Raw genomic sequence first — 11,944 nt, forward strand, 5'->3', positions numbered from 1 at the left:
GTTATGAATTTTTTTATTTTCTCAAAAAAAGGCGATAAGAGGGTTTAGCCGCTTATCACCTGTTTCTTACTTGTGAATTACTCTGCTGCAGCTTCAGTAGCTGTAGCTTCTTCTTCACCTTGTTTAGACTCAATTAAAGCGTCTGCCATTTTTGCAGTTAATAATTTAACAGCGCGAATTGCATCGTCATTTGCAGGAATAACGTAGTCGATTTCATCTGGATCACAGTTAGTATCAACAATACCTACAAGAGGGATGTTTAGTTTGCGTGCTTCAGCAACAGCAATACGTTCTTTACGTGGATCTACAACGAACATAACATCAGGGATACCTTGCATGTCGCGGATACCGCCTAAGAATTTAACTAAACGTTCGTGTTGTTTTTTAAGTTGAACAACTTCTTTTTTAGGAAGAACTTCGAAAGTACCGTCTTCTTCCATTTTTTCGATTTGTTTCATACGAGCAACACGTTTTTGGATAGTACCGAAGTTAGTTAAAGTACCACCTAACCAACGTTGGTTAATATAGTAGTTACCAGAACGCTCTGCTTCTTCTTTGATAGCTTCTTGTGCTTGTTTTTTCGTACCAACGAAAAGCACTTTACCGCCATCAGCACCAACTTGGCGCATGAAGTCATAAGCTTCCTCTAATTTTTTAACAGTTTTTTGTAAATCGATAATGTAGATACCGTTACGTTCAACAAAAATGTATTTCTTCATTTTTGGGTTCCAACGGCGAGTTTGGTGACCGAAATGTACACCAGCCTCAAGTAATTGTTTCATAGAAATTACTGACATGTGTGTTTCCTCCTGAAAATGGTTTTTTTGTCCTCCGTATTCGTCATTTGTAAGAGTAACTCTATTAAAAGAGCACCTGCTCCATACATCAGAATACGTGTGTATTGTAACACCACTTGCTACTATATCACACAATATTTACAACTGCAACAAATTTAGTGCTTAAACTTTAGTATCAGTTCAATCTCAGTTTTACCTTTTTGTAGAGATTTTGCAATTTCTTCGATTGATCGGCCTTGAGAATATAGTTCTCGAACTTGATCCTCTATCGAAAATTCTATGCCCTTTGCGGTTTCTTCTACCGTTTGAAGAACTGCGTCAAAATCTTGGTGTTTTTTTTGTGGTTGAGATTGGTTCTGTTTATAAGCTTTTGCTGCAACATTTTTTGATGCACTAATTGTTGAGAGTAAAAAGGCTTCTTCACCTTTTTGCTTTTGTTCGCTTTCAGGTACAACTGGAACTTCTTTTTCTTTCAACAATTGTACCACCGGCTCATTATAGGTTGTTTTCTTAGTTATATTAATGTTGGAAAGCTCTTCGATTAATCGATTGTTTTCATCACGCATTTCAGCCAAATAGGCACCAACAGCGTTATCCATGTCATCTTTTAAGCGCTCTTGTTTTACTTCAATATCTTTAAAACGTGCAAGCTTAGAATACAGCATGATAATTAAAAAGAAGCTGATAATTTGCGTGATAAATAAAAAGACAAGTATTGCAACTACCATTGTTGCTCCTAACCGCTAAAATCCACGAATTGTCCTTTATATGGATGTTTAGCTTTTTCTTTCACTTCTTCTGACTCATGCTTTTTTTTACTATTCTTTCCACTACCCGATTGATTATTCGCAGATGGATCTTCATCTTTAATCTCATCGGTACTTTCCGATTCTAATACAGACGTACGATTGCGCTCAATTTGGCGTTGCAAAGCTGCATTAGCCAAGTCTTGGTTCGTGTTTACTTGTTGTTGTGCTTGGTCAGCCATTTTACCAGCTTCAAATGTTTTTGGAATAGCTATTTGAAGCTCGACACCTTTTAAGCTCATACAACATGCCTCCATTTATGCATTTTGCATTTCAGATGATAATAGATTCCGCAATTTAAATAATGCTTTTGAATGGATTTGTGAAATACGCGAAGTTGAAAGCTCTAGCATTTCTCCAATTTCAGTAAGTGTCATTTCTTCTGTATAAAACAGACTTAATACAAGTTGCTCTTTCTCATTTAACTTTAATATATTGTCCGCAAGATCCCCTAGTAATTCCATTTTCACAACTTCTTGTTCAGGTGTCTTCATATTATCATCACGAATAATAAATGATTTACCTTCATGATCATCCTGATCTTGAGACTGCTCGTCCATTGACAATACATTTGAAATAAAGTGTTCTTGCATTGTTTGATAAATATCATCGACAGGCACATCTAAAGTAACAGCAATTTCCTCTGGTGTTACATGACGCATTAGACGTTGCTCTAACGACTCAATTTGTACATCTAATTTTTTTGCTTTTTCACGAGCAGAACGTGGAAGCCAATCTTCTTTTCTAAGACCATCAATAATGGCACCACGAACGCGGAATGATGCATATGTATCAAATTTCAAATCACGAGTTGGATCAAATTTATTTAATGCATCGAAGAGTCCCATCATTCCAAGGCTTGTTAATTCATCCCTTGACACATTTTTAGGTAAGCCGGTACTAATACGCTGTACGTGATAGGATACTAATGGGATATACTTTTTTATTAGCAAGTCTCCTGCACGAGGATCTCGTTCAGCAGTCCAGCTACTCCAAAGCTTCTGCTCTTCATTTACAGTTGGTTGCATCGCCGAATCCTCCCATTTAGTAAAGTACAATTTGTAAATCTATTATATCAATCTATTACTGTATAAAATCTGCTTATTTCAAGCAATTCTTGATCATTTGATGTCTTCTAACATCATAGATTGAACAACTTTTGCTACTTCTTCAGCATCTTCTTCAATGTTATTATGCACTTGACCTGTCTGCTGCTCTTTTACTTGTCCATCGTTCACTGCAAGTCCACCCTCCGCAAGAGTCAAATCTTCTGATTGTGGTGAAAAAAAGACGAATGCAATGACAAATCGTACTAAAAACGCAATTAAAAAAACGACTAAAGCAATTAAAAATGAGTTAAATAATATCGTCGTTGGCGTCTTAAATGATTGGAATGTCGTGAAAAAATAAATTGAAAATCCAATCAGAGAAGCCCAACAATTCCATAAAATTGAGCCAACCATCATATATCTTTCACTCCTTGATTTACTGTTCGAATATTTAATTTGGTCGTTTGTAAATCAAACTCTATCGTTCGACCACTACTACCACCAGTATCTTCCGCAATAAGAGGTATGGACAGTTTTTTCAGTTGCAACTTCACAGCCTCTACATTGCGTGGTCCAATTCTCATAGAATCTTTACTCGATGTAAATTGAAACATCTGAGCCCCTCCAGCTATTTTTGCTTTTAGCTTAAAAGGTTGGATCCCTTCTTGTTTCAGTTGATTTACCATGGCAGGAATACCTGTATCAGCAAATTTCGCCACATTTATCGAATCTGTTCTACCAAGTTGGGAATCTGGAAGCATCACGTGAATTAACCCTGCTACCCCTTTTGATTCATCATATAACACAACCCCTACACATGAACCTAATCCAGATGTTCGGATTGTGTTAGGCGCTTTCGCTACGTCCATTTGAGCTATTCCTACTTTTACTACACTAGTGCTATCTATCATATTAAGAAACTCCTAATGCTCTAAAAATAGATTCAAAGGAGTCAGGGTCAGGTAACAAGAAGAAATGTCCTCTAACCGTCTCTGTATCTCCCATATTTTCTTCGTAAATCGTAGTATCAATGACGATAACATGATCGCTTACTTGAGATACTTCGATTAATCCAAAACTGATAATAGCACCAAACATATCAATACTTAACGCAGGTGGGGTTGGATAAATTTTTAAACTAGTGAAATCCGAGAGCGCTGATAAATATGAGCCCGATAAAATATTTCCGAGCTCTTGCATTGCAGAAAAACCTAATTCGGAAACGGGTGTTTGACGGAAATCAAAGCCTTCATCTCGTATTAATTTTTGTATGAAATGATTAGCTTGTTCAATCGGTAGGATAAAGAACATTCCACCTTTAGCATCTCCTTCAATTCTCAAATAGATACCAGCGACAGCCTGATCCGCACCGCCACCTCTTTCCATCATTTCATTAAATGACACCATTTCAACTTTCGGTACACGCATATCTATTTTTGTATTTAATAAAGATGAAAGAGCAGTAGCAGCATGCGCTGCTCCAATGTTACCAATCTCTTTCAAAACATCTAAATGTAATGACGTGATTTTATCGTGAAATGTCATAGGTTCATACCTTTCTTTACTTTAACGTATTTAGTACTTTATCTAAATGAAGCAAAATAAGAAGGCGCTTACCGACTTTCGCAACACCTGAAATGAATTCTTCTTCTAATGAACCAACCACTTCAGGTTGAGGCTCAATAGATTCCTTTGGTATATCCATTACATCATTAGCTGCATCAACGATAAATCCTACTTCCATTTCATCCAATGAAATTATTATGATTCTTGTACTTTCATTATCCGAAGAAATATCCAGGTCAAAGCGTTCGCGTAGATCAATGATTGGCGTTACTACACCTCGTAAATTGATAACACCTTTCACGTATTTCGGTGTTTTTGGAACGCGTGTAATATGCATTGATTTTTCAATTCCTTGAACTTGACTAACAGGAATTGCGTACTCTTTATCTGCCAATTGAAAAACAATAACTTTCAAACTTTCTACATCAAGCGTATTTACCATCATTTACACCTCTTTCAATCAATTCATTATTTAATAAGCGCATTACAGTCTACGATTAACGCAACTTTCCCGTTCCCAAGAATTGTTGCACCAGAAATAGCAAAGACATTTGTTAAATAATTCCCTAAAGCTTTCAGTACAATTTCTTGTTGTCCAATGAATGAATCAACAACTAATCCAGCCATTTTCTCACCTTTACGGACGATGACCACTGAATGGAACTCTTCATCTACTGCTTCATTACGTGGCACTTCAAAGATTTCCTCTAAAAATACTAGAGGCACAACTTTGCCGCGGAAATCAATTACTTTTTGATTATGCGCATTCATAATATCCGAAGAGCGAATAATTGATGTTTCGATAATTGATGATAAAGGAATTGCATAAATCTCTTTTTCAATTTCCACAAGCATTACAGAAATAATAGACAATGTTAATGGAAGTTGAATTGAGAATAATGAACCTATACCCTCAGTTGATTCGATTGTAATATTTCCACCTAAAGATTCTATTGTGGATTTAACTACATCTAGTCCTACACCACGACCTGATACGTCTGAAATTACGTCTGCTGTTGAGAACCCTGAGGATAAAATTAATTCATTAACTTGATTGTCGGTCATTGAAGCTGCAACTTCTGGCGTTACGACACCTTTAGAGATTGCTTTAGACAATACTTTTTCACGGTTAATACCTGCACCGTCATCTTCTAATTCGATAAAGACATGGTTACCGCTATGATAAGCACGTAGAACGATTGTACCTTCTTCTGGTTTACCTTTTGCACGACGTACTTCAGGGCTTTCTACACCATGATCTAAGCCATTTCGAATTAAGTGAACAAGTGGATCACCGATTTCATCAATAACTGTACGATCTAATTCTGTTTCAGCTCCAATAATTTCTAGATTTACTTTTTTGTTTAATTCACGCGTTAACTGGCGCACCATTTTAGGGAAACGATTAAATACTGTTTCAACTGGAACCATACGCATTGTTAAAATGATATTTTGTAAGTCTCCTGAAATGCGAGACATTCTTTCAACTGTTTCATTAAGTTCGCTATGATTTAACTCTGACGCGATTGATTGTAAACGTCCACGATCAATTACTAACTCTTCAAACAAGTTCATTAAAATATCCAGTCGTTCAATATTCACACGAATGGTTTTACTAGTTGCGTGACCACCACCATTTTTTGCAGGTGTCTTTTTAGCAGCAGGTGCATCAACAGATTCTTTCTTCGCTACCTGTTGCTGTGGTTGTTCTACAACGGGTTGTTCTGCTTGTGACGTTTCTACCGTTCCAAGCATTGCATGATTTAAGACTTGGAAATCGACTGGCTGTACAATGACACGATCAACTTCAGATACTTTCAACAATTTCTTTTCAATATCTTCAGCTGGCTCTTTTGTTATAAAGGCAATATAGAAGTCATTATCAAATTGCTCTTCTTCAAGCTTTTCAACTGAAGGAGATGACTTGATAACATCACCCATTTTTTCAAGTAATTCAAACACCATATATACGCGTGCTGCTTTTAATAAACAATCTTCACGTAGATGAACTGAAATTTCATATGTGTTAAAATCTTGTTCTTGTGATTGTTGAATAACCGTTAATTCAAAGTCATCGTATTCAAGTAACACTGCAGGTTCAACATTTGTAGTTGCTGCCACTTCGTTATTTGATATAGAACTATTAAGTACTTCACCTAATTCTATTTTCTTTAATGATTCAACTGTTGCACTTACATCCTTTTTCCCGTCTCCACCACTTGCAATATCGTTAACCATTTCTTCAAGATGGTCTACTGATTCAAAGACAACATCCAAAATCTCTGGAGTAACCTTAATTTTTTCGTTACGAATTGCATCTAAAACATTTTCCATTTTATGAGTTAAATCAGCTAAATCTTCGAAGCCCATTGTCGCTGACATACCTTTTAATGTATGAGCATTACGGAAAATATCATTCACAATTGCTAAATCATTTGGGTTTTTCTCTAATTCTAGTAAACTTTCACTACAAGACTGAAGATGCTCTTTACTTTCGTCAATAAACACTTCTAAATATTGATTCGTATCCATAGAATGGCCCCCTTTAAGGCAAATATTTCATTATTGTTTCTGCAATATCATCTACATCCGCTACTTCATCAACTAAGCCCGTTTCAAAAGCTGCTTTAGGCATGCCATACACAATACATGTATTAGCAGATTCAGTAATAGCAATTACTTTTCCAGTATTTTTCAACTGAATTAAACCCTTCGTTCCATCGGCGCCCATTCCTGTCATAATAACGGCTACTTTGTCAATTTCATTGAATTGACAATTATCTTCAAAAAGTACGTCGACAGATGGTCTATGTCCCCCACGAGGTGGTTCTTGATCATCTAGTACGATGCCATAAGACATACCTATTTTCCGAAGCTTCATGTGATAACCACCGGGAGCTATGTAAGCTACTCCATTTTGCAAAATGTCACCATTTTCAGCTTCTTTCACAGTAATATCAGATAGTTGATCTAATCGATTGGATAATGACTTTGTAAAACCAGCAGGCATATGTTGAACAATTAAGATTGGCGCTTTGATGGTTGCCGGTATTTTAGTAATGACTTCTTGTAAAGCTCTTGGACCTCCAGTCGAAGTACCAATTAGTATCATTTTCTTAGAATGAGCTGACCATTCCTTTTTGACTTGTGTTGCAGCTATTTCAGCCATTCTTTCCTGTTGCAGAACTTTCGGTACCTTTCGTGATAAAAGAGTAGAATCACTCAGTTCTCTAGTAAATTTAGTTGTATTTGATTTGACAATTGTTTGCTGAAGTTTTGAAACTTGTACATTAGCAGCATGCTCAACTTTATATACAAGATCATTTTTAATTTTATGTAAATCAAGCGAAATTGTACCACTTGGTTTAGCAATAAAATCAACAGCACCATTCGCCATTGCTTCTAGAGTCGAATCAGCACCCCGTTCTGTTGTACTTGAAAGCATAACAACAGGAACCGGTGATTCCGCCATGATTTTTTTCAGAGCTTCTAAACCATTCATTTCTGGCATTTCAACATCCATAGTCACAACATCAGGCTTAAGACTTTTAATCTTTCGTAATGCATCATTACCGTTACGAGCCGTGCCTATAACTTGTATTTTAGTATTATCCGTAAAAAAATCTGAAATGAGCTTCCTCATAAAAGCAGAGTCATCGACAATGAGTAGCTTTTTTGGTTGAGAAATGTTCAATTAATCACGACCTTTCGAAAAAATACTTTTCAATTTAGACAAAAACTTATTCGTCTGAGCAGGTGCATGTACTTCTTCAATGCAGTCTTCCATATAACGATAAGTTATATCTCGTAACGTTTTCGTAATTGGAGCATTTGGAAATAAAATTGAAAAGGGAACTTGTTTACGAACAGCTTGTCTAACAAGTGGATCTTCAGGCAAAGACCCTAACACAGTAACTTCTTTTGACAAAAATCGTGACATAGCATGGCTTAAACGTCTAAGGGCATCAGGACCTTCTTCTTGATCCATAGTACGATTACAAAGAAGATAAAACTTTTTATCAGGATCTTTATAGTGAATATATTTCATCATAGAATAAGCATCTGTAATGGATGTAGGCTCGGTAGTAGAAATGACAATAATATCTTCAACTGCGACTAACAAATCTAAAGACCAGTTAGTTGCTCCTGCCCCCATATCAAACACTATGTAGTCAAATGACTTTTGCAACACTTCGAATGCTTCAATCAAACGATTAAACATTTTCTCAGACCATTCCATAAGCCCAATCATACCCGTACCGCCTGAAATATATTGCAAACCATTAGGCCCTTCAAAAATAACTTCTTGTAATGAACACTCCCCCTGTAAATAGTCCTTTAAACTTTTCCTAGCGCTTTCACCTAAAAGAATATGAATATTCCCCATTCCTATATCCATATCAACAATGACAACTTTTTTACCATGGGAGGCTAAAGTATTAGAAAAATTCGTTGTGAAATTGCTTTTTCCAACGCCACCTTTACCACTTACAACTGCAATAGATTTCCCTATTAATCCCTGGCTTCGCAACATATACATTCTTAAAGATTCTGCTTGATCTCTCATTTCCTATCTCCTTGAAAGAACAACTCAACTACACTTTCAAAAGATGCCTCCTCAATATCCTCTGGTACTTCTTGACCAGTGGTATAGTAAGCAAGTCCTTTATTATATTTAACCATTAAATTAATCATTGAGCCAATAGAATTTGTTTCATCAAGCTTAGTAAATATTAGTTTAGTAATAGGGAATTCCAAAAATTGTTGAATAATCGTTTCCATATCTCGCTCTTTTGATGTCATTGATAGGACTAAAAAGCTTTCCATATTCTGTTCAAAATTCATTAATTCTCGTAAATCTTCTACGTACTTCACTTCTTTGTAGTTTCGCCCAGCCGTATCTATAAAGATTAAATCAAGATGATCCAATTTTTCTAACGCATGTTCATAGTCTTGTTTGTTATAGACAATCTCTACAGGCGCTTGCAATAAATTAGCATACGTTTTCAACTGTTCAATCGCAGCAATCCTATACGTATCGGTCGTAATGAAACCAATTTTTTGTTTCTTCTCGAGTACTGCTCTAGCAGCCATTTTAGCGATTGTTGTCGTTTTACCAACTCCAGTTGGGCCTAAAACGTTTATATATTTTTTTTCATAAGAAATACCACCGAAAGGAAGATGCTCAATACTAGCAACTAGACATTCTTTTGCAAGTTTGAAAAGATCCTCTTGCGATAAATCTCCTTTACTATTTTTTATAATTGCAAAAAGCTCATCACCAATACATGTGACAAGCTCTTGATTTAGCTCCTGTTTCTCTAGTTGTTCAATAAGAGGTAAGAGTTCATCTGGATACTTGGCCCCTACAGAGTGTCGCTGCATTGATTGCATAAGTAATTTCAAATCAGCTATTTCTTTTTTGATTTCTTCAGAATTTTGATCCGAATGAATACTTTGTTCAATCAAAGGCTGAACTGGAGCTAGAAGAGGCGCAGATTCTCTTACTTCTGCGCGATCAAGCCCTGCTACCACTTCAATACTTTTCTTTTTAAATAATCCTAAAAAACCTTTTGAATACACTACTTTTGAATTGACAATGACAGCATCATCACCAAAATCAGCACGAACTTTTTTCATTGCGGCTGGCATTGACGGTGCTACATATTTTTTCATTTTCATTCAACATTCACCACCCCAACACTTTGGATCTCAATTGATGATTCCAGTTCATTATACGAAAGAATTGGAATTTGAGGGAAATATCTCTCTGTCAATTGTCGTAGGTACATTCGAACAGCTGGTGAACATAAAATCACCGGGGATTGTTCAAAGAATGCAATGCGTTCTATTTCTCTTGCAATAGATTCTAGTATCGCTTGAGAATCTTGTGGATCCATCGCTAAATAATTTCCGTGATCCGTTTGTTGAATACTATCTGCAATCATTTTTTCCACTTTAGCAGCCACAGTTAAAACTTTTAGCTCCGGCTGACTACCTGCATGTTGAGCAGTAATTTGTCGAGCAAGTGCTTGGCGGACATACTCAGTAAGAACATCCACATCTGATGTTAACTTTGAATAATCTGCTAACGTCTCGAAAATGATTGGTAAATTGCGAACAGAAACATTTTCCTGCAATAATTTCGCCAATACTTTTTGAATCTCACCAATTGATAATGGCGTTGGTGTTAACTCTTCTACTAAAATTGGTGCCGATTCTCTTAAATGATCGATTAATTGTTTTGTCTCTTGGCGACCAAGTAAGTCTGAAGCGTTTGCACGAATAATTTCAGTTAAATGAGTAGAAACAACACTAGGCGGATCCACTACTGTATAACCAAGCATTTCGGCTTCCTCTTTCACTTGCTCAGTAATCCATTTTGCTGGTAGACCAAATGATGGCTCTACTGTATCGATTCCTTCAATCGAGTCATCATCTCCAGGACTCATTGCTAAGTAGTGATCTAATAATAGTTCACCTTGTGCAAGTTCGTTCCCTTTTATTTTGATACGATATTCATTCGGTTGTAATTGAATATTATCGCGAATACGAACAACCGGTATGACAATTCCTAACTCGAGCGCAAGTTGACGTCGTATCATTACAACACGATCTAATAAATCTCCACCTTGTGCTGCATCTACTAATGGGATTAATCCATAACCAAATTCAAATTCAATTGGATCAACATTCAATAAATTAATGACATTTTCAGGACTTTTAAGATTATCAGTTGCCACTTCTTCTTCAATTTCTTGTAATTCTTCAATTTCTTCTTGTTTTTGATGACTTATACGGTATGCAACGAATGCAAGTAGCCCAGCTAATGGAACTGTATAAATTAATTCTATTGGTGTTACAATCCCTAACAGAAAGATTGTACCTGCTGCAATATATAACAACTTCGGATTAGCAAGTAATTGCCCCGTAATATCTGTACTTAAATTACCATCAGAAGCTGCGCGGGTTACTACAATACCTGTTGCTGTAGAGATTAATAACGCTGGAATTTGTGATACTAAACCGTCACCTACTGTTAAAGTAGAGAACAGATGCACTGCTTCAGAGAACTCTAAATCCATTTGCACAACGCCAATAATCATTCCTACAAGTAGGTTAATGATAACGATAATAATACCTGCAATGGCGTCCCCTTTAACAAATTTTGTGGCACCGTCCATAGCTCCGTAGAAATCGGCCTCATTACTTACTTTTTCACGTCTTTGCCGAGCATCTGTTTCAGAAATTAACCCTGCATTTAAATCGGCATCAATCGCCATTTGCTTACCTGGCATCGCATCCAATGTAAAACGGGCCGCAACTTCAGAAACACGCTCAGACCCTTTCGTAATAACGATAAACTGAATGATAATCAAAATTACGAACACGACTAAACCGACAAGAATATTGCCACCTACAACAAAGGTACCAAATGTTTCAACTACATTCCCAGCTTCACCACCACTTAAAATTGCTCGGGTTGTCGAAACGTTTAATCCTAAGCGAAACAGTGTAAGTAATAAAAGTAATGATGGAAATATTGAAAATTGAAGTGCCTCTTGCATGTTCATAGCTGTTAATAAAACTAATAACGCTAGCGATATATTAATAATAATGAGAAAGCTTAACATCCACGGAGGTAGAGGGATAATGAGCATCGCTACAATTAAAATAACTGCCGATAATACCCCTATGTCGCGAATTTTCATACTTGTCCCTCCTG

The 11,944-nt window shown here is 36.4% G+C and carries 13 protein-coding genes; all 13 read right to left on the minus strand.

Features of this window, described 5'->3' with window-relative positions:
* Positions 1-77: 77 nt before the first annotated feature.
* Positions 78-797 (minus strand): 30S ribosomal protein S2, encoded by a 720-nt coding sequence (gene rpsB / locus MHH85_RS14790; RefSeq protein ID WP_193738734.1) that lies wholly within the window; start codon positions 795-797, stop codon positions 78-80.
* Between the two features lie 155 nt (positions 798-952).
* Positions 953-1,525 (minus strand): DUF6115 domain-containing protein, encoded by a 573-nt coding sequence (locus MHH85_RS14795; protein ID WP_193738733.1) that lies wholly within the window; start codon positions 1,523-1,525, stop codon positions 953-955.
* Positions 1,526-1,533: 8 nt separating this feature from the next.
* On the minus strand, positions 1,534-1,845 hold the full coding sequence (locus MHH85_RS14800; protein WP_193738732.1) for an RNA polymerase subunit sigma: 312 nt from the start codon (positions 1,843-1,845) through the stop codon (positions 1,534-1,536).
* Positions 1,846-1,860: 15 nt separating this feature from the next.
* Entirely contained in the window at positions 1,861-2,631 is a 771-nt protein-coding gene (locus MHH85_RS14805; protein WP_193738731.1) for a FliA/WhiG family RNA polymerase sigma factor, read from the minus strand.
* Between the two features lie 93 nt (positions 2,632-2,724).
* Complete coding sequence (locus MHH85_RS14810; protein ID WP_340707606.1) at positions 2,725-3,069, minus strand: hypothetical protein; 345 nt, start codon at positions 3,067-3,069, stop codon at positions 2,725-2,727.
* The gene (locus MHH85_RS14815) at positions 3,066-3,563 is read right to left on the minus strand and encodes a chemotaxis protein CheD (protein ID WP_193738729.1); all 498 of its coding nucleotides are present in this window, start codon (positions 3,561-3,563) and stop codon (positions 3,066-3,068) included. Before MHH85_RS14815 ends, MHH85_RS14810 begins: the two co-directional genes overlap by 4 nt.
* A 1-nt stretch (position 3,564) precedes the next feature.
* Positions 3,565-4,197 carry a chemotaxis protein CheC gene (locus tag MHH85_RS14820; protein ID WP_193738728.1) on the minus strand — a complete coding sequence of 211 codons (633 nt, stop codon included), beginning with the start codon at positions 4,195-4,197 and terminating at the stop codon, positions 3,565-3,567.
* 16 nt (positions 4,198-4,213) lie between these two features.
* Positions 4,214-4,660 (minus strand): chemotaxis protein CheW, encoded by a 447-nt coding sequence (locus MHH85_RS14825; protein WP_193741168.1) that lies wholly within the window; start codon positions 4,658-4,660, stop codon positions 4,214-4,216.
* A 26-nt stretch (positions 4,661-4,686) separates the two neighbouring features.
* Positions 4,687-6,750, minus strand: a complete 2,064-nt coding sequence (locus MHH85_RS14830) for a chemotaxis protein CheA (RefSeq protein WP_340707607.1) — start codon at positions 6,748-6,750, stop codon at positions 4,687-4,689.
* Between the two features lie 13 nt (positions 6,751-6,763).
* Positions 6,764-7,861, minus strand: coding sequence for a protein-glutamate methylesterase/protein-glutamine glutaminase (locus MHH85_RS14835; protein WP_390009513.1), 1,098 nt, complete (start codon positions 7,859-7,861; stop codon positions 6,764-6,766).
* Positions 7,862-7,912: 51 nt separating this feature from the next.
* Positions 7,913-8,785: a MinD/ParA family protein gene (locus MHH85_RS14840; protein WP_193738726.1), complete on the minus strand. Its 873-nt coding sequence runs from the start codon at positions 8,783-8,785 to the stop codon at positions 7,913-7,915.
* On the minus strand, positions 8,782-9,900 hold the full coding sequence (flhF, locus tag MHH85_RS14845) for a flagellar biosynthesis protein FlhF (protein ID WP_340707608.1): 1,119 nt from the start codon (positions 9,898-9,900) through the stop codon (positions 8,782-8,784). The genes MHH85_RS14840 and flhF overlap by 4 nt, the downstream gene beginning before the upstream one ends.
* Positions 9,897-11,930, minus strand: coding sequence for a flagellar biosynthesis protein FlhA (gene flhA / locus MHH85_RS14850; RefSeq protein WP_053417457.1), 2,034 nt, complete (start codon positions 11,928-11,930; stop codon positions 9,897-9,899). Before flhA ends, flhF begins: the two co-directional genes overlap by 4 nt.
* Between the last annotated feature and the right edge of the window lie 14 nt (positions 11,931-11,944).

It is taken from the genome of Viridibacillus sp. FSL E2-0187 (genome assembly GCF_038006425.1).
Classification (GTDB): Bacteria; Bacillota; Bacilli; order Bacillales_A; family Planococcaceae; genus Viridibacillus; species Viridibacillus arvi.